Source organism: Vibrio qingdaonensis, assembly GCF_026191675.1.
GTDB classification, from domain to species: domain Bacteria; phylum Pseudomonadota; class Gammaproteobacteria; order Enterobacterales; family Vibrionaceae; genus Vibrio; species Vibrio qingdaonensis.
Window position 1 is genome coordinate 1 of sequence record NZ_JAKRRY010000013.1, and the last position, 19,394, is coordinate 19,394.

A 19,394-nucleotide genomic window follows, 5' to 3' on the forward strand; every position below is an offset into this window, starting at 1 on the left:
TTTATTAAAAAGCCTCGTCAAATGACGAGGCTTTTTTGAATCTATCATGTTGATTTATTGAGTCAATTGGCATAGATTAGAAACAGTTTAGGGGTGTAGCTCCAATTGGCAGAGCAGCGGATTCCAAATCCGCGTGTTGGGAGTTCGAATCTCTCCACCCCTGCCATATTTAAAGCCTCGTCAAATGACGAGGCTTTTTTGCATCTGTAATGCGTGAAGGCTCTGACTTAGGTTGGAGCCTTTTTTGTTTTATCCCTATGTCGTTCTAACCCTTCAAGCGATACTAAAGCTAAAGAATGTTCTTAGGAACGATGCGATGCAGCTTTACGCCAACCCTTTTGGTTACGCTGACTTCATTATCAGGGTTAAAGTCTTTCGTTATCCGCCATGCATTTTCAGGTTCCATTTCCACCTTCATCGCTTTTGACACGTGCTCGGTGATTTCTGATGAGTAGATAATAGCAAAGCTCTCTGTGTTCAAATGAGCGCTACGTGGGTCAAGATTGTAGGTGCCAACAACGGTAACAGTGTCGTCAATCGTCATGCTTTTAGCGTGGAGACCAAAGATAGGTGTGGTTGGCAGTTTCTTGTACATATGCTCGGTCATTACCCGCTGCCTAACCTCGGCATCAGGTTTAAACTCATAAACCTCTACACCCGTGGCCAAAAGCTGCTTCCGGTTTCTCTGGTAACCACTAAACGCGGCGAGGTTGTCATTGGAAGCTAGGCTATTGGTTAAGATCTTTATTGAAATGCCCTTTTCAACCAAACTGCGTAGAAACTCACGATCCTTTTTAGTCGTCACCAGATAGGGAGTTTGGATCAAAATTGATGCTTGTGCGCTTTCAGCGAGATCAATTAGCTTGTCGCGAGTAATGCTACCCCCACCTAAGAAGGTCTGACGATCGTTCTTACCTGGCTTATCGGCGATGTATTCAACTTTATCAACGAATAAGAATTTCCCCTCTTTAGACAGTGCCTTAAAGGTCTCTGGTACCTTATCTATTTCAGCTCTTATCTCAGGATGAAAATGTTTCGAATTACAGGCATAGGAGTGCAACCGTGAAAAGTCTGGGTTGCTGTCATAGGGATTGGATTTGAATAGATCTTCGACAGGGACACTGAGCGGGCTACTCCAGTACTGCTCAAAGGAGGTATCGATCTCTTCAACCGCTTTGCCCGCGAGAAACACATCTCTATCGCGGAAGTTATACTCGTGGTCGAAGCCGAAGTATTCGTCAGCAATGTTTCTGCCCCCAGTAATGGCCACTTGGTCATCGACTAAAAAGACCTTGTTGTGCATTCGCTGATTGATACCGTGGAAATCAGTTAAGACTGTCGTCATCTTCTGCACGATGTTTTTGCCAATATTCACGTTAGGGTTGTATATTTTTATCTCAAAGTTGTCATGAGCAGCCAACATGAGTAGCTCATCCCCTTTAGCGTCGAGCATGATGTCATCCACCAATACTCGAACTTTAACACCTCGTTCAGCCGCTCTGACAAGGTAGTCGGTGGCAATTAAACCGACGTTATCGATTGAGAAGATAAAGTATTGCACATCGATGGAAGTCTCTGCCCGCTCGGTCAACCAAGCTCGAGACATCATCGCTTCTGCCCCCTGCTCCAGGACATAAACACCTGTGCTGCTCTTTATTTCAGCCTCGAAAGGTTGAGTATAGTGAGATAGCGGCAGGTGCTCTTTGTTGGAGAGTTCTGCGCAATAGTCCTTCTCAGATAAGGGCACACTATCTGGAGCAGACGCACAACCTATTAGCACTATGGATGTACAAGCGAGAACTGTTTTTTTGAATGTGAGCATAAGACAATGAGCCTATTGAGCAGAAAACTAACTATATAGTATCGATAACTTGGGTAATAAAGTATCCCAACTGTGTTATCCCACTGAGCCTTATTAAGGTTGAATATAGACCTTCTCTGCGACTTTCCAGAATGCGGAAAGCAGTGGGTTATCGAGATTCGAACGTTTACACACCACTCCTAGCTTGAATGGCTTAATGGGCTCCAGTTTCAGACGCTGGATCTTGTCTCTAACCGGACTGTTGACGATAACGACCTCTGGTGCAATGCCCACGCCACACCCCAGTGCCACCATGCTTACAATGGCTTCGTGACCCGATACTTGCGCATAGATGTTGGGCTTAATGCGCATCTTTTTAAACCAGAGATTAGCTCTTTCGCGAGCGGTACCCGCTTCTGGGACGATAAACGGGATCTTACTCCAGTCAGGCATGCCATCAGCAAGCTCAGAACCAAAGCTGCTGACTCCTGCTGGTGCTATGGCGGATAGTGGGATCTCACTGATGGTCTCAAACTCTAGTCGTGCCGGAAGCAGTTCGGGCAAAGCAGAGATAGCAATGTCGGTCTCATCATTCATGACCTTGTCTATTGCTTGCGCGGGATCGCCTGTTGAGAGCTCAAACTCGATGTAGGGATAGAGCAGCCTGAACTCTGCCAATAGTTCGGGCAGATGGCTGTAACTTGCGGTGACTGAACAAAACAGTCGTAACTTGCCGCGAAGTTCTTGTTCACCATGTTGGCTGTCTGATTGAAACTGTTGCCATTCGCTCACGATGTTGACGGCGATAGGCAATAATTTCTTGCCAGCTGGTGTCAGTTCTACCGAGCGGTTGTCACGCAAGAATAGGCTTTGATGTGTGTCTTGTTCTAGCTTTTGAATTTGTCGACTTAAAGCCGATGCACTGATGTGCATTGCTGTTGCGGTTTTGCTAAAGCTTTTACTTTCACAGAGGTGAATAAAAGCTTGGAGACTTTTTATATTCATATTACTTAGGATAAATGTAGTTGCATTAATTGCAATCACAACTTGTGAATATTTCACTTTAAGCAACTTAAAGTCTGTTTTAGTATGAAGTTATTCGATGATAAGCATCGGCACTATGGATAGAATTCAACAGGAGAGCCCAACTATGGCTAACTATTTTAATACTCTAAACTTGCGTCAACAATTGGATCAACTAGGTCGTTGTCGTTTCATGGATCGTTCTGAATTTGCTTCTGAAGCGGATTACCTGAAAGGTAAAAAAGTAGTTATTGTCGGTTGTGGTGCGCAAGGTCTTAACCAAGGTCTTAACATGCGTGACTCTGGGCTTGATGTTTCTTACGCTCTTCGTCAAGCCGCGATTGATGAACAGCGTCAGTCGTTTAAGAATGCGAAAGATAATGGGTTTGTTGTTGGTAGCTATGAAGATCTTATTCCCCAAGCAGACCTCGTGGTGAACCTAACACCAGACAAACAGCACTCTAACGTCGTTGAAACGGTGATGCCGCTTATGAAGCAAGGTGCTTCTCTAGGTTACTCTCACGGTTTTAATATTGTTGAAGAAGGCATGCAGATCCGTGAAGATTTGACGGTAGTAATGGTTGCACCTAAATGCCCTGGTACCGAAGTTCGTGAAGAGTATAAGCGTGGCTTTGGTGTTCCAACACTTATTGCTGTTCACCCTGAGAATGACCCTCAAGGTGATGGTCTAGAGATTGCTAAAGCCTGGGCTGCGGCAACAGGCGGACATCGTGCAGGTGTTCTTGAGTCTTCTTTTGTTGCTGAAGTTAAATCTGACCTTATGGGTGAGCAAACTATCCTATGTGGCATGCTTCAAGCCGGTTCGATTGTTTGTTATGAAAAAATGATCGCAGATGGCATCGAAGAAGGCTACGCGGGTAAGTTGCTACAGTATGGTTGGGAAACTATTACAGAAGCCCTTAAGTTTGGCGGCATCACTCACATGATGGATCGTCTGTCGAATCCTGCAAAAGTAAAAGCTTTTGATTTATCAGAAGAACTTAAAGACCTAATGCGCCCATTGTATAACAAGCATATGGACGACATTATTTCTGGTCACTTCTCTAGCACGATGATGGCAGACTGGGCAAATGATGATGCGAATCTATTTGGCTGGCGTGAAGAAACAGGTGAAACAGCATTTGAAAACTACCCATCAAGCGATATTGAAATTTCAGAGCAAGAGTACTTCGATAACGGTATTTTGATGGTAGCGATGGTTCGTGCTGGTGTTGAGCTTGCATTTGAAGCGATGACAGCGTCGGGCATTATTGATGAGTCTGCATACTACGAATCGCTACATGAGTTACCACTTATTGCTAATACTGTTGCTCGTAAGCGTCTGTATGAGATGAACGTTGTTATCTCTGATACAGCAGAATATGGCAACTACCTATTTGCCAACGTTGCAACACCATTACTTCGCGAGAAGTTCATGCCTAGCGTAGAAACGGATGTAATTGGTCGTGGTCTAGGTGAAGCATCTAACCAAGTGGACAACGGCAAGCTGATTGAAGTAAATGACGCTGTACGTAATCACCCAGTAGAATACATTGGTGAAGAGCTACGTGGTTACATGACTGACATGAAGCGTATTGCTGTTGGTGGTTAAGTGACTACCTAGTATTAAGTAATAAAAAAGGCTTACCGAGAGGTAAGCCTTTTTTATTTATCTGAAACCACAGAGATGGCATCGATAGCTCGGACAGTGATGTTATTTTTCAGATAGCTTTTGCTCTAACTCTGCAAGCTTCTGTTCCATTTCGGTAAGTTTTTGGCGAGTGCGTAGCAATACTTGGGTTTGTACATCAAATTCTTCACGGCTTACAACATCAAGCTTGTTGAGTTGGCCTTGAATAACCTGACGAACTTTTTGATCAACATCGGTGCCGAGCTCTTTGACAGGCTGAGGCATAGAGTCGTGGATCTGTCTGGCAATTTGTTCTAGTTTCTTTGGGTCAAACATTTCAATTAGCTCCTTTGCAGTTACTCAACATTTTATGTAATTAAGTTAAGATTGTCGCCAATTTAGGCAATAAAAAAGGCCACAATGTGGCCTTTTAGAGTTTGGTCATTTGTAGAGAAGACTATTTGTTGTCAGCAAGTTCTCGATGAGCGGCTTTCGCTTCATCAACACGAGCTAACTTTTCTAGATCTTTGTCCTCAACAAATGTCGGTAGAGGTTTGTGTTTCTCTGCAAGGTACGTATAAATTACTGGAAGAACAAACAGAGTAAACAGCGTACCGATAGCCAATCCAGATACGATAACAATACCGATACTGAAGCGTTGTGCTGCCCCTGCACCTGTTGCATACATGAGTGGAATAAGGCCAGCAATCATCGCTGCAGTCGTCATCAGTATTGGACGTAGACGCACTTTTGCTGCTTCTTTTACTGCATCCATACGGTTGAGTTTGTTATGCAGTTGCTCTTCTTTTGCTACTTCACAAATCAAGATACCGTGCTTAGTGATTAAGCCGACAAGAGTAATGAGACCTACTTGGGAGTAGATATTCATTGTTGCAGCACCCCAAGCAAGCGCAATCAAGGCCCCACAAATCGCTAATGGTACTGAAACCATGATAACGAACGGGTCTTTAATGGACTCAAATTGGATGGCAAGCACTAGGAAGATGATCGCAAGAGCAAGACCAAAGGTGGCATACAGTGCGCTACCTTCAGTTACGTATTGTCGTGCTTCACCCATATAGTCATGACTGTAACCATTTGGCAGCTTGTTCTCTGCTACTGACTCAAACCAAGTAATGGCATCCCCCATCGCTACACCTGGAGCCGGAACAGCGCCCACTGTTGCGGAGTTTAGTTGGTTGAAGTGAGGAAGCGAACGAGGCTCGGCAACGACATCAATGGAAATAAGACTTCCTAGAGGAATAGCTTGCCCGTCAGCAGAACGAACAAAGTACATGTTCATCGATTCAGGATTTAGACGATATTTACGCTCTACTTGTGGAATAACTTCATACGAACGACCATTTAAATCGATACGGTTAACGTATCCATCAGCCATCATTGTACTCAGCGTTACACCAATATCTTGCATCGTTACGCCATAGGCACCTGCCATATCTTTATCGATATTGATTTTCATCGTGGCAGAGTCATAGTTAAGATCTAGCGTTGAATATACGAACTGAGCGTTCTGTTGAACATCAGTCCAAACATCAGAAGCGATGGTAAATAGGCTCTCAAAGCTGTTTGGCGTAGTAATGACAAACTGAATCGGCAGACCAGAGCCTGCACCAGGCAGTTCAGGCATCTGGAAGGCAGTCACCGCCATTCCAGGAACATTGCTGACCAGTTGACCTACACGGTTCGCTACTTCTGCCTGACTCGCTTCACGTTGGCTCCAAGGAACCATGGAAGCGATACCAAATGCTTGGTTTGAATTAGGCACACCGGTAAATACTTGGGCAAACTGAACTTCAGGCTGTTCCGTTAAGATCTTATTGACGTCGTTCATGGTGTTTTGCAAGTAGTCTAGGTTAGCGTTAGACGGGCCAGTACCCATCAACATGACTACGCCTTTATCTTCCGATGGTGCCAGTTCACTAGGAATGAACTTGAACAATAACGGGAGGCTAGCAAATACAATGATCGCAAAACCAATGATGACAGGTCTATGTAGCATTACCGCCGACAGCATTTTTTCGTAGCGTGCAGTCATCTTGTCTAAAACATGATGCACCTTTTGCTCAAACTTACTTGGGGTTTCGTTGGCTTTTAGTAGCTTAGAACACATCATTGGCGATAGGGTTAACGCGATAATCCCTGAAATGAATACTGCCCCAGCAAGAGTCAAAGCAAATTCTTTAAACAAGGAACCAGTAATACCACCCATCAGTGCGATCGGGGCATATACGGCACCTAGTGTTAATGTCATTGCGATGACGGGTACCGCAATTTCACGTGTACCAATGATCGCGGCACGGAAAGGTGATTCACCAAGCTTAATGTGTCGATCGACGTTCTCTAGTACAACGATCGCATCATCAACCACCAGGCCGATTGCAAGCACCATCGCAAGTAGCGTCATCAAGTTCCATGAGAACCCAATAGCTTGCATGATCATAGCCACACCAATCAACGATAGTGGAATCGTCACGATTGGAATCAATACCGCGCGGAATGAACCTAGGAACAATGTAATAACGACCAAAACAATTAACGCCGCTTCAAGGATAGTCTTTATTACCTCTTGAATGGATTCGTTAATGGCCACGGTTGAATCGTACATGACGTTCATTTTGATATTGCTTGGTAAGTTCTTCTCGAGTTCAGGAAGAAGCTTCAGCACATCTGCAGCGATGTTAATTGGGTTAGCACTTGGCGCGGCATTGATAGCGGTAACCACCGCTTCTTGTCCGTTAGCACTCGCACGATAAACATCATGACTCTTTTCTAGCGTCACCTTAGCGATATCGCCTAAACGAGTCACTTCACCATCGTCAGCCATGACGACCAAGTTACTTAACTCTTCAGTATTCGATACTTGGGTGTCGGCACTGCCGTTATAAAGTACAAACTCGCCAGTTGCTTGGCCCGCAGCCGATTGGTAGTTGTTCGCGTTAAGGACGTTCATGATGTCCGTTGCGGTTAGCTTGAGCGCCGCCATTTTTAGCGGATCCAGCCAAACGCGTAACGCGTATTTCATACCACCGTACATGTCGACTTTAGACACACCATTTACCGTAAAGAGCTGAGGGTTGATCACTCGCTCTAGGTAATCGGTAATTTGGCTTGATGCAAGCTCATCACTGGTAAAACCAATATAGAGTACCGCGGTTGTAGAGCCGGTAGACATGGTGACGGTTGGATCTTCAGACTCACGCGGGAGCTGGGAACGAACCGAGTTGGTTTTCGCCAAGATATCAGACAGCGCTGCATTGGGATTAGTATTGAGTTTCATCGTGACTGTAATGGTGGATTTACCCAATACAGACTGTGATGTCATGTAGTCAATATTATCGGCTTGCGCGACGGCTTGCTCCAGAGGCTGCGTAATAAAGCCCTGAATTAAGTCGGCACTTGCACCGTAGTAACTGGTTGTCACAGTGACTACGGTATTCGTCATTTCTGGGTATTCACGTACCTGCATTTTGAATACTGCTTGTAAGCCAAGCAGGGCAATCAAAAAGCTGATAGATACCGCAAGAACAGGACGTTTTATGAAAATATCAGTAAAACGCATTTTGCCTCCAATTACAGCATCGGTGTTTTAGCAGGGGGAACGGTTGCGTCACTTTCAACAATGCGAACTTTAGCATCATTGTTCAAGCGAACTTGGCCAGAGGTGACCACAACGTCATTGGCTTTCACCCCTTCAAGGATATGAGCGATATCACCAGTGCGTTCACCCACTTCAATCACTTGCTGCTTAACGCGCTTTTCACCGTCGACGTCTTCAACAATGTAGACATTGTCACCATAGAGCGTAAAAGTAATCGCGGTTTGAGGCAGAGTGACTTGGTTTTCTAGTTTTGGCAAAATGATGTTGGCACGAGCAAACATGCCGCTACGTAGACGACCGTCATTGTTCGGAATGTCAGCTTGCACTTGAATCAAACCGCTTTGAATACTAACCGCAGGTTCAATCGCGCTAATAGAGCCTTTAAAGGCTTGATCAGGGTATGCATCCACAAAGATATCGACATCTTGTCCAATTGAGATTCTTGAAAAGTCAGTTTGTGGCACGGTAAAGCGTAGTTTCATAACACTGATATCTTCCAAGCGAACAATTTTGTCACTTGGTTGCAGGTATTGACCGAGGAATACATTACGGATACCGACAACACCAGCAAATGGTGCTTTGATTTCACGGCGGTCAATGGATGCCTTTAAGCTTTCAATGTCAGCCGAAAGTGAATAGTAGTTCGCTTCCGCTTCATCATACGCTTCTCGAGAAATAGACCCTTTCTTATAAAGGCCTTGATAGCGTTTATATTTAGCTTGAGCTGCCGGTAAGCGAGCCTCAGAGCTTTTCAGGTTGGCTTTCTCAACATCAGAATCGAGTTTCAATAGCTCTTGGCCAACTTCAACTTGAGAGCCCGATGTGAATGAAATACTGTCGATCACACCGCTTGTTTCTGTCGTTAGCGTGACACCTTGGTTTGGTTCAACAAAGCCGATGACTTCAATAACAGGAACCCAATCAACAGGCTTGACGGTGGTTGCTGTGACAGGGAACTCAGGCTCCGGTCGGTTAGCCAAGTACTCGGCAATTTTTTGTTGCTTAAACATGTTAAATCCTATCACGCTACCGAACAGTAGTACGGCGATAAGAAGCATGAAAAATGTCCACTTTTTCATTCTGACGAAAACTCCAAATTAGTGTTTTATTATTGCATCCCAACTGGCTTCAATCGCGGACTCTAGTGCGTTGTCATCCAGTTGATATAATCCGAGAGCATGCTTTCTTGCAAGCGAAACGCTGGCTTCTAAGCTTAATCCCGAAAGGATTTCATTATCGAGGTCTTTGAAAACCCCTTGTTTCTTTCCATCGGTGAATAGGTTGTCTACTTGGGCAAACAATTTTCGTTCTTGTTCCCGAGTTGCCTGATTATTCTTTGAAGGAATAGAATCGTATTGGGCACGAGTCTGCAGTGAATCGTTATTTGAGGCCGCAATCCGCCATATGTTTAACCACATGGTTCGATATTGCACCTTGAGTGGTTTATCGGCTTCAACGCCAACTTGTACGGCTTCAGCCATGCAAGAAACGACATGAAGACGAAGTTCATCAAGCAGATGATCTTTGTCATTAAAGTAGCGATAAATCGTTCCCGCAGCGACGCCAGCCTCGTTGGCAAGTTTTTGCATGGATATGCCTTGGATGCCAACCTCTGCGACCATTCGTTGCGCCGCTTCTAGTATTTGTAGCCGTTTGTCTTTTTGGTTCATTATGCTCATCAATCATCCGCAATTAGTGAATGAACGTTCATTCATTATAAAGCAATTGCCCTATATTTATGCAACTTATTTTTAAGCTATGTTCTATAAAATCAAAGAAAGACAGACATAGCGTGGCATCTTATCTTACAGCGGTCTATTATGTGCCCGTTACAAATCCGTAGTAGTGAGTGCAATAATGAAGCTGAATCCACAGCAAGATATGGCTGTAAAATACGTCTCTGGACCTTGTCTCGTTCTTGCTGGCGCAGGTTCGGGTAAAACTCGTGTGATTACTAATAAGATAGCTCATTTGGTACAAAACTGTGGTTACAAGGCGAGAAATATCGCGGCAGTGACCTTTACCAATAAAGCGGCTCGAGAAATGAAAGAGCGAGTTGGCCAGACGTTGGGGAAAAATGAGTCCAAAGGGTTACTCGTGTCGACCTTTCACACCATGGGTCTCAACATTATTCGTCGAGAGTACAAAGCGCTGGGTCTCAAGGCCGGTTTTTCGTTATTCGACGATCAGGATCAGCTCGCACTATTGAAAGAGCTCACAGAGCAGCAGCTTGACGGTGATAAAGATCTGTTACGTTCCCTGATGAGTGCTATTTCAAACTGGAAGAATGACATGTTATCGGCAGAACATGTCAAAGGAGCCGCTCGCTCAGAGCAAGAGCAACTCTTTGCTTTTTGCTACGAAATGTATCTAGAACAAATGAAAGCATATAACGCATTGGATTTTGATGATCTGATTGCGATGCCCGTTCTACTGTTAAAAAATAATGAAGAAGTGCGTCAGCGTTGGCAGAGAAAAATCCAGTATCTTTTAGTGGATGAATACCAAGATACCAATACTAGCCAATATGAATTGGTGAAATTACTGGTAGGTGAGCGTTCTCGGTTTACTGTCGTGGGTGATGACGACCAATCGATATACTCTTGGCGAGGGGCGAAACCACAAAACCTTATCTTATTGAGTAAAGACTTTCCGAGCTTAAAGGTAGTCAAGCTCGAGCAAAATTATCGTTCAACGAGTCGAATCTTGCGTGCGGCGAATATCTTAATTGCGAATAACCCGCATATTTTTGATAAATCGCTATTTTCCGAAATTCCTGATGGTGAAAAGCTAAAAGTATTAAAAGCTAAAAATGAAGATCATGAAGCAGAGCGCATCACGGGTGAGTTGATTGGTCATCGTTTTGTCAATCGAACCAATTATAAAGATTATGCCATTTTGTACCGAGGAAACCATCAATCGAGACTGATTGAAAAGGTATTGATGCAAAACCGGGTGCCATACAAAATTTCAGGCGGCACGTCGTTTTTTGCACGCGCAGAAATAAAGGACATCATGGCTTATCTGCGAATTTTAGTGAACCCAGCTGATGATAATGCTTTCTTGCGTATTGTGAATACGCCGCGACGTGAAATTGGTCCTGTTACCCTACAGAAGCTAGGCAGTTACGCCAATATGCGTGGCAAAAGCTTGTTTGAGGCAAGCTTTGAACTGGGGTTGGAACATCACTTGTCAGGGCGAGGGCTAGAAAATCTGCGCCGCTTTACTCAATGGATAGTGAAGATTAGTGATAATGCTGAGCGAGGGAATACGGTTGAAGCGGTTCGATCACTGGTGCGTGATATTAAATACGAAGATTGGCTGTATGAAACCTCCTCAAGTGCAAAGGCTGCAGAAATGCGCATGAAGAACGTGTCTGACCTTTACTCGTGGATTGTCGCTGACCTAGAAGGGGACAACTATGACAAAGAAGAGAAATCGCTGAAAGAAGTGGTGCAGCGCTTAACTCTGCGAGACATGATGGAGCGTGGTGAAGATGACGATGACAGCGATGCGGTTCAGTTAATGACATTGCATTCATCGAAAGGACTCGAATTTCCTTACGTCTACTTACTGGGTACAGAAGAAGGTATTTTGCCTCACCAAACCAGTATTGATGAAGAGAATGTCGAAGAAGAGCGTCGTTTGATGTATGTCGGTATTACTCGAGCGCAAAAAGAACTGACGTTTTCGTTGTGTAAAGAAAGACGGCAGTATGGAGAGCTCATTAAACCAGAACACAGCCGTTTTCTTGACGAGCTGCCTTTTGACGATGTGGACTGGGAGCAAACCAAAAAGCCTGTATCACAAGAAGAAAGAATGGAAAAAGGTCAAACACACATCGCCAACATTCGGGCCATGTTTAACAAAAAATAGCATGGCTTCCCTTATTGACAAAAAAGGGGAGCATCAAGAAGCAAAAGGCAGCTCCGTGGAGCTGCCTTTTTTATTTTGCCTATAAACCAGCAATCATATGTTCGATTGCATCGACAATCTCGTCATCTGAGCAGTCCATACATGACCCTTTCGCTGGCATGGCGTTGAAACCATTAATTGCGTGGTCTTTTAGTACATCCTTACCTTGGGCGATTCGTGGAGCCCAATCTGCAGCGTCACCCGTTTTAGGGGCGCCGCTAATGCCTGTAGAGTGGCAAGCGGTACAGAACATGCCATAAACAGCGGCACCGTCCCTAGGTCCTGTTGGTTCTGCTACTACAGGTTCACTGCCTGCTAGGTATACATTTCCAACTGGCTTAATACGTTCAGCAATGGCATCGTATTCAGCTTGGTTGACATCCGCTGCAAAGCTAGCGGTAGAAAAAGTTAGAGCGGCGCACAACACCGTTAAGATTTGACGAGACATATCCATTAAACTCACTTTACTATCCAAAGGTGGCAAGTCGTAGCTTGCTTGGGTTTATTATGATTCTAGGTTTATTCTGCATTGAGACTTAACGGCTGTTAAATCAATGTAAATATTGGGTGATTATATCCTGTTAACTTGTTGCAATAAACAACAAGTTTTCAGCTTCACGGGGTGAATCACATCGCATACTGGTTCTTTTAAGCCAATAACTGCTGAAAAAGACGGCAAACAATAAAAAAAAGTAAAAAAGTGCTTTACGCCATAGTGTGATATCCGTATTATTCCACTCCGCCGATAGGGCATGCGCCTGTAGCTCAGCTGGATAGAGCGTTGGCCTCCGGAGCCAAAGGTCGAAGGTTCGAATCCTTTCAGGCGCGCCATCCGGATTAACAAATTGGCGAAAGATATAATGGTGGCTATAGCTCAGTTGGTAGAGCCCTGGATTGTGATTCCGGTGGTCGCGAGTTCGAATCTCGTTAGCCACCCCATTATTTGGTAACCTCGGTTTCCAGTTTCGATTGTTACAATCGGGACGAAACGTTCGAAAGAACATTGTCGGTGAATAGCGCAGCTTGGTAGCGCATCTGGTTTGGGACCAGAGGGTCGGGGGTTCGAATCCCTCTTCACCGACCACTATTTCAGTTAAAGCTTAGTGCTTTAACCAAGCAAAATTAGTGGTGGCTATAGCTCAGTTGGTAGAGCCCTGGATTGTGATTCCGGTGGTCGCGAGTTCGAATCTCGTTAGCCACCCCATTAATTAGGTAGCATCGCTTCCTCTTACGATATTATCGTAGAAAACATTGTCGGTGAATAGCGCAGCTTGGTAGCGCATCTGGTTTGGGACCAGAGGGTCGGGGGTTCGAATCCCTCTTCACCGACCACCATTAAGAAACCTCGTCGAAAGACGAGGTTTTTTTTCGTCTGAAATTTGATGACGAAGCGAGAAACAAGCTGCATTCTGATCGGGGTTGGAACACGTGTGAAGCTATCTGCGGTGTTCTTGCTAAATGTAGGGGTACTTTACGGAGTGAAGAAACGTGATTGGTAGCTGTTGGGCAGTGGGAAATACCGCTATAAACGAAACAAGTTGCATCCGTGCAAACTTGGTAAGTTAAATGGAAGCTAGAACTTGTAGCTTAGACCTAAATTGATGGACTGGGCATCAAAATGCTTGTGGTTTGATAGTTTCATTAATTCAACATTGGCACCAAGAGAATTAGTGAAGTTGTACTGAGCCCCCACACCGTAAGAAAATGAGTTAATGGTTTTTTTATTGCTGTTTTCGGCAAGGCCAGCTTGTTTTAAGCGAATGTTATTAACGCCGGCAAGGCCATAGAGCTCAATGCTGTCAGAGACATTGAATTTCATTTTTCCGTAAATACCTGTTTGATGATCAACCGCTAAACCTTGCCCATTTGTCTCTATTTTACCGCTGTCGCGACTATGGCGAAGTTCGGCGCCAAACATTGAGTTAAAGTCATAACCGGCCTTAAGGCCTAGTGAGCGAAAATTGCCTTTAACTTTATAATCAGTGCTTGTGCCTGGGTTGGTAGGTGGATTAATGGTGGATGTATCTGTGTTTGATGCTGACATGGCACCCAAATACGTACCCACATAGAAACCAGAGTCACTTGATGCTAAGACTGGTGCAGAGATAGCGGTGACTAAAGCTAGGGCGGTGGCGGTTTTTAACGTTACTTTTTTCATGTTTTCCTCATTAAATGTGGTCTGTGGACCTTATCGTGTATGTCGATGCGTATGATATTTAAAGGTGCAGTTATTCAAAAATCAGACACTGTCTAGGTTCGATACGGAGACGGGGCTGGCACTAAACATGCTGGCAGAGTACGTTGTAGATGATTTCTCGGATGCCGAGTGAGTGGTCTGAATCGCGATATCCTAGGCCAAATTTGTTGCGCTGAATGGCCTCGCGATGATTGATGATGACCAGTTCATTGTTATTGAGTTCATTTTTAATTGAATCCTGATCAACGCTAATCCAACCGATACCGTCTTTGGCTAACTGTTTGACAGTGGTGAGGTTATTGACGGACAAGTGGTCAAACTTATAGTTGCTCCATACGGATTCATTTTGTTGTTGGGTAATCACAATCGCGAGGTGCTGACTAAGCTGATCTGTGGATACTTCGTCGAGTTGGGCTATTGGATGCCCTGGTGCGCAGACAGAAACAAACTGACGTTGGGTAACATTCATAAACTCCCACTGTCCGATTCCACTATAGGGGTAGTGGCTGATGATGAAGTCGTATTGCTCTGAAGCCATTAGGTCATCACAGGTTGCACACTCAATCTGAAGCTCTATACCAGGTTCTATCTCGCGCAATTGGTGAATAAGCAGAGAAACTATCTTTGGGTCGATAAAAGTCGTGATCCCAAGTCGAATTCGATCCGTACCGGAGCCGTTAATTTTCTCGACTTGCGATTCAAGCTTTTCAGACAGTCTTAGGATTGATGATGCTTTATCTAGGAGTGCTTGCCCTTGCTCGGTAAGAACCGGCTTATGACCCGCACGGTCAAACAGTTCAATTCCCCAGTCGAGCTCGAGATTCGCTATCCATTGACTGACTTGGACGCGACCTTTGTTCATGGCTTTGGCTGCCGCAGAGATAGACCCAAGTTCGGTGGTAATGACAAAAGCTTTGATTGCATTAATGTTCATGGTGACCCTTATTCAATTCGTTTATTACAGTGCTAGATGATCAAAGTGCTCCGTACCTGATATCTCAGCAAAAATAAGCCCACTCCTTGAAAGCTGCGAGTATGTTAATTATCTTTGATAAACTAATATCTATTGTTTATGGTTTAAAAAGGTTATCACTTGGCATCTATCGAACAGTTAGAAAGTTTCGTCGCCGTCGCTCAGGTAGGCTCTGTGGTAGCTGCAGCAGAAAAGTTAGGTAAAACTCACGGTCCGGTTACGTTGGCTATTCAAAGCCTTGAAGCTCGTTGGGGCAGGCTATTCGTTGAAAATACGGCAAAGCGACAGTTGTCAGAAAAAGGGCAAGCCTTACTGCCTTGGGCTGAGGCGGTCGTGGCGAGTTATTATGAATTAAAGAACTCCGCCGTCCAGGTCTCACCGAGTCAAGTATCTATAGGGATTGATAGCCAGTTGCCACGGCACTGGATGAAGGAGCTGCTTTGGAGCGTGATGGATCTTGATATTCGTTGTCAGTTTTATTCGTTACCAAGTGATGAGCTAATTACGGCATTTAATCAGCAGCGTGTAGACTGGGTTGTGACGTTAGCGGATTTGCCTTGGCCTGAAACGAGCAATTTTTTTTCTATCGGTCATATAGAAAGCTATTTGGTGACAAATAGTCCACAGCTTGACTCTTTTGATGGCCCACTTCGCTTGGACAGTGGTCTGCTATTGAGTCTGCCACAGTTGTCTCTTTCACACCCCAATCGAGTCGATGTACCTATTTATAAACGTTTTGACTATCCTTGCCCATGGCAAATTCGAGTCAGCGATTACCATCTGGCTTCGGCTATTTTGGCTAAAGTACCCAGCCATTTATCGTCAGTTCTTGGCAATATAGATTTAACAGAGACAATGAGCGTCAAGGATGAGCCTCATTTAAAGGCAGCATGGGGCGTCTTGGTGTTCTGGAGTGATCACCTCGCGAAAAGTGAATTGCTGGAAAAGCTCAATGGCTGGGCCATGCATAAATCCCAACAACAAGAGGCACAGCAATGACCATCGATCAGATCCGAACGTTTGTTGCTGTTGCCCATCATGGCAGCATGAGAAGCGCGGCACGTGCTTTAGGGAAATCTCAACCTGCTATCACTGCGAGCATTAGACGCTTAGAGATTAGTCTTGACGGTGAACTCTTTGCTCAGGGAAGTCGACCGGTAAAGTTGAGTCGTTTTGGAGAGCGATTTTTAAAACGGGCAACGGAATTAGTGAATATCTTGGAACTAACAGACGCGTTTTCTAGCCGAAGTTGTGTCAAAAAATTGAGCGTGTGTTTTGACTATGGTCTGTCTTTTTATGAGGTGGTCGATATTTCGCTACTGCTATTACGAGAAAATCCATTGCGTAGTTTGGATTTATTTCGAGTCGATACACATGCGATACAGAAATTATTGATCCAACAAAAAATCGATATAGCGATCACTCAACCTTTTACGCACTTACCCTCTCACCTTCAATATAAATCGGTTGGTTGGCGTGAATTTGTCGAGGTACAAGCGCCAGAGCAATCAGGGCGAGCTCATCGACAGATGTTTGTGCACGGAAGTCAGGGGCGGCCGTTATGGTGTTCAGAGAGCGACAGTTCGTTAAATGCAATCTCGTTTAATCGACCTCAAGATATGTTAAGTGCGATGTGTGAGTTTTATGGGATTGGTTGGTTGCCAAAAGGGGAGGTTGAGGAAGCTCTAGCGGGCCATGAACTCGTACTTACTGAGCGAGTGTCTACGAAGCTGAGTTACCAATTGATCTGGCAAAGTGATGCTAATACTGAATTGAAGCTGGTGGAAAAAATGCAGCAAGTCAGTCAGTCTTTTGCGCTTAATACCTAGTCCCCAGTGTCATAAAGTGATGACACATATGGTATTTACTTTCGTTGAAAGCCCTTTACTCTTACTTGGCACATAATGAAAAAGGAGTGTGACTATGGCGAGAAGGCTTATACGCTTAGCGGTAATGATGGTGGTTTCTATTTCCCCTAGTGTCTACGCTCAATATGTCACGGAATTGAATTTAATGATCCGCGGTGTTTATCAAGGCAAAGTTGAGATAGGGCTACAAGATAGACAAGTCATCAAGAAAAATGAGACCACACAAGTCATATTGTATAGTCAATCGAGTGTGAATGACGATATAGCCACATTGCACTTTGTCGTGGTCGAACAGTCACTAAGCCACCCACAAGATCAAAACCAGCTCGTTTTACCGACAATGATCACTGAAGTGAATAGTGAAGCTGGCGTTGAAATCAGTGATGAACATGGAAGCAATATTCACTATCAAGTGGTGGTGCGTAAGGATATGCCTTCCTCTTACTAATCCTCTCCCATGAAAGGCGTTACTTTCGGTGCCGTGGTTCCATTTTGTTTCAGACACTGATTTTTGAAGCCGACTTTGATTCGTTACGCTTAACTCGTTCATTGGAGAAGGGACTCTCTATTTTAAAATCATCTTGTTCGGAGAGATAGCATGCCCAAATCAAGCGTAAGCCAAAAAGTACATGTACCAGCTGAAACTCACGATAGCTATGGCGAGTTTAACCTCTATGGGAAACTGCGAGAGGTTATTTTGGGTCACAGTGACAATATGCGCTTGCCTAAATTAACCGACGATATTAAGGCCACGTACCAGAGTGTCATGCAACCTGAGTTATTTGAAATGTGTGATAAAGCGGGCGGGCAGCTATTATCGGATGCTTACCCAGACTATCTCGCAGGCCTAAGGAGTGAAACTGAAGCCCTGGAAAAAGCACTACAGCGCTTTGATGTGAACGTACTTCATGCTCGAGGTGTATCCGAAAGTGAAATACAATTTTGCCAAAATTCTACGGTGTTTACTCAAATATTCGCAGCGGAGCCGCTGTGGGTTGTGGGGCGGAATGTGCTAGAGAATGTATGGGCAAGCGATATCGCTTGGGCAAGCATAGCGCCAGTCAGAGAGCTGCATCAACCATTCATCGACAACGACAGCAATATCTTACACTACACAGCGCCGAGACCGACGATGTCGCGAGATTATGCCTATGAAGGTGGAGATGTGCTTAACTTGGGTGACGGACGAATCTTGGTATCTACAGGCCCTTCTTCCACCAATCAGCGTGGGGCTGAATGGGTCAAACGTATGCTCGAACATGATGGCTATCAGGTTTGTATTATCAACCTTCCTGACGTGGGTATTCATCATCTATTCGCCGTGATGTGTGTTGCTGGGCCCAAATTGGTCATTGCTTATGAAGAGTCATTCCCAAATGGGTTACCTGAATTTATGCGCGACTTTGATGTTATTTGGGTCAATAGAGCGGAAGCGCTCGCGACGGGGCCTTGTGCGGTGGTGCTTGATGAGCAACATATTTTAGTGCCTGAGGAAGCTCCAATACTGTGTCAACAACTTGCGGAGAAAGGTATTACGCCTGTGACCGTGCCCTTTAAATACCATGCAAAATTGTGTGGTGGTATCCGCTGTAAAATATCGGTTACTCGCCGAGAGCTTTCTTAACTAACCTTTCATGATGCTCCAGTTGTATAGCTGGAGCAATTTTGGTGGTGACAATGAAGAAACATATAACGACGTATCGGGATCGGTTTGTCGATAGTGCTCGGTTATTTCTGGGTATGCTGATGCTGATTATTGCCTGTGCTAGCCCATTATTGATCCCTGTAATCTCAACTTTAAAAATAGGCAGTGGTTCAAAAGCGCTGCTTAGCGGATCCATGATTTTCGGAGTGCCTGAGCTCGCGACGCTTGCTGCGGTGATGTTACTTGGTAAAGACCGACTACTTGTTATCAAAAATTGGGTCGTAGAAAAGGTGCTAAAGCTAAAACCGCAGCGCAAGTCGACAAAATTAGGCTATTACTCGGGATTAGCGTTAATGATGATTGTGGGACCGATTATGAATATTGCACTGTTTTATTTGCCTTTCTTGTCTCCAGCTTGGGTTGAATCTAGGCAGGTGATCGGCGCCATTTGTGATGTGACTTTTATCGTGGCTTTATTTATGGCGGGAGAGCAACTTTGGGGAAAATTAGAGGCTATTTTTTCCTTTGATACATCGCTGAACCTCAGTGGCTTGCTCGCAGATGACCTTGGAGATAGTGACCGATGCTAATGGCATTGAGCCATTTACTCGCGAAAATAATCAGTCATTTGTGTGAACTTTAATCAAGTGAATAACATTTACGCGATTCTCTTTTGATGAGAAATAGCCGTTAACGCTGTAAACCGTGTGAAATACAGATTTT

At 44.6% G+C, this 19,394-nt stretch carries 16 protein-coding genes and 6 tRNA genes; 13 read left to right on the plus strand and 9 right to left on the minus strand.

Annotation, left to right across the window (positions count from 1 at the left end):
• The first annotated feature begins 89 nt into the window (after positions 1-89).
• A tRNA-Trp gene (locus MD535_RS11175) sits at positions 90-166 on the plus strand.
• 123 nt (positions 167-289) lie between these two features.
• On the opposite strand, the gene MD535_RS11180 is transcribed toward MD535_RS11175, so the two are convergent.
• Together MD535_RS11180 and ilvY are read right to left on the minus strand one after the other, a co-directional pair.
• Positions 290-1,822 (minus strand): phospholipase D family protein, encoded by a 1,533-nt coding sequence (locus MD535_RS11180; protein WP_265675116.1) that lies wholly within the window; start codon positions 1,820-1,822, stop codon positions 290-292.
• A gap of 93 nt (positions 1,823-1,915) precedes the next feature.
• Positions 1,916-2,806: an HTH-type transcriptional activator IlvY gene (gene ilvY / locus MD535_RS11185; protein WP_265675218.1), complete on the minus strand. Its 891-nt coding sequence runs from the start codon at positions 2,804-2,806 to the stop codon at positions 1,916-1,918.
• A gap of 145 nt (positions 2,807-2,951) precedes the next feature.
• On the opposite strand from ilvY, the gene ilvC reads away from it, so the two are divergent.
• Entirely contained in the window at positions 2,952-4,436 is a 1,485-nt protein-coding gene (gene ilvC / locus MD535_RS11190; protein ID WP_265675118.1) for a ketol-acid reductoisomerase, read from the plus strand.
• A gap of 102 nt (positions 4,437-4,538) precedes the next feature.
• Here ilvC and ubiK read toward each other — a convergent pair whose 3' ends face one another.
• The 4 genes from ubiK to MD535_RS11210 form a co-directional block, all read right to left on the minus strand.
• On the minus strand, positions 4,539-4,790 hold the full coding sequence (gene ubiK, locus MD535_RS11195) for a ubiquinone biosynthesis accessory factor UbiK (RefSeq protein WP_265675119.1): 252 nt from the start codon (positions 4,788-4,790) through the stop codon (positions 4,539-4,541).
• 121 nt (positions 4,791-4,911) lie between these two features.
• The gene (locus tag MD535_RS11200) at positions 4,912-8,034 is read right to left on the minus strand and encodes a multidrug efflux RND transporter permease subunit (RefSeq protein WP_265675120.1); all 3,123 of its coding nucleotides are present in this window, start codon (positions 8,032-8,034) and stop codon (positions 4,912-4,914) included.
• Positions 8,035-8,045: 11 nt separating this feature from the next.
• A complete protein-coding gene (locus MD535_RS11205; protein WP_265675121.1) occupies positions 8,046-9,152 on the minus strand; it encodes an efflux RND transporter periplasmic adaptor subunit in 1,107 nt (368 codons plus the stop codon).
• An 18-nt stretch (positions 9,153-9,170) separates the two neighbouring features.
• Positions 9,171-9,752: a TetR/AcrR family transcriptional regulator gene (locus MD535_RS11210; RefSeq protein ID WP_265675122.1), complete on the minus strand. Its 582-nt coding sequence runs from the start codon at positions 9,750-9,752 to the stop codon at positions 9,171-9,173.
• 178 nt (positions 9,753-9,930) lie between these two features.
• On the opposite strand from MD535_RS11210, the gene rep reads away from it, so the two are divergent.
• A complete protein-coding gene (gene rep, locus MD535_RS11215) occupies positions 9,931-11,949 on the plus strand; it encodes a DNA helicase Rep (RefSeq protein ID WP_265675123.1) in 2,019 nt (672 codons plus the stop codon).
• Between the two features lie 79 nt (positions 11,950-12,028).
• On the opposite strand, the gene MD535_RS11220 is transcribed toward rep, so the two are convergent.
• Complete coding sequence (locus MD535_RS11220; protein ID WP_265675124.1) at positions 12,029-12,442, minus strand: c-type cytochrome; 414 nt, start codon at positions 12,440-12,442, stop codon at positions 12,029-12,031.
• Positions 12,443-12,742: 300 nt separating this feature from the next.
• Here MD535_RS11220 and MD535_RS11225 point away from each other — a divergent pair.
• From MD535_RS11225 to MD535_RS11245, 5 genes are all read left to right on the plus strand, one after another.
• Positions 12,743-12,819 (plus strand) — tRNA-Arg (locus tag MD535_RS11225).
• Between the two features lie 32 nt (positions 12,820-12,851).
• Positions 12,852-12,927 (plus strand) — tRNA-His (locus tag MD535_RS11230).
• A 68-nt stretch (positions 12,928-12,995) separates the two neighbouring features.
• Positions 12,996-13,072, plus strand: a tRNA-Pro gene (locus MD535_RS11235).
• A gap of 44 nt (positions 13,073-13,116) precedes the next feature.
• Positions 13,117-13,192: transfer RNA gene (locus tag MD535_RS11240), tRNA-His, on the plus strand.
• A 51-nt stretch (positions 13,193-13,243) separates the two neighbouring features.
• Positions 13,244-13,320: transfer RNA gene (locus MD535_RS11245), tRNA-Pro, on the plus strand.
• Positions 13,321-13,561: 241 nt separating this feature from the next.
• On the opposite strand, the gene MD535_RS11250 is transcribed toward MD535_RS11245, so the two are convergent.
• Positions 13,562-14,146 (minus strand): porin family protein, encoded by a 585-nt coding sequence (locus MD535_RS11250; protein ID WP_265675125.1) that lies wholly within the window; start codon positions 14,144-14,146, stop codon positions 13,562-13,564.
• Positions 14,147-14,267: 121 nt separating this feature from the next.
• On the minus strand, positions 14,268-15,119 hold the full coding sequence (locus MD535_RS11255; protein WP_265675126.1) for a LysR family transcriptional regulator: 852 nt from the start codon (positions 15,117-15,119) through the stop codon (positions 14,268-14,270).
• 159 nt (positions 15,120-15,278) lie between these two features.
• On the opposite strand from MD535_RS11255, the gene MD535_RS11260 reads away from it, so the two are divergent.
• From MD535_RS11260 to MD535_RS11280, 5 genes are all read left to right on the plus strand, one after another.
• A complete protein-coding gene (locus MD535_RS11260; protein ID WP_265675127.1) occupies positions 15,279-16,157 on the plus strand; it encodes a LysR family transcriptional regulator in 879 nt (292 codons plus the stop codon).
• A complete protein-coding gene (locus MD535_RS11265) occupies positions 16,154-16,987 on the plus strand; it encodes a LysR family transcriptional regulator (RefSeq protein ID WP_265675128.1) in 834 nt (277 codons plus the stop codon). The genes MD535_RS11260 and MD535_RS11265 overlap by 4 nt, the downstream gene beginning before the upstream one ends.
• Positions 16,988-17,081: 94 nt before the next feature.
• Positions 17,082-17,474 (plus strand): hypothetical protein, encoded by a 393-nt coding sequence (locus tag MD535_RS11270; protein WP_265675129.1) that lies wholly within the window; start codon positions 17,082-17,084, stop codon positions 17,472-17,474.
• Positions 17,475-17,624: 150 nt separating this feature from the next.
• Positions 17,625-18,650, plus strand: a complete 1,026-nt coding sequence (locus tag MD535_RS11275) for a hypothetical protein (RefSeq protein ID WP_265675130.1) — start codon at positions 17,625-17,627, stop codon at positions 18,648-18,650.
• A 53-nt stretch (positions 18,651-18,703) separates the two neighbouring features.
• Complete coding sequence (locus tag MD535_RS11280; RefSeq protein ID WP_265675131.1) at positions 18,704-19,261, plus strand: hypothetical protein; 558 nt, start codon at positions 18,704-18,706, stop codon at positions 19,259-19,261.
• Positions 19,262-19,394: the final 133 nt, after the last annotated feature.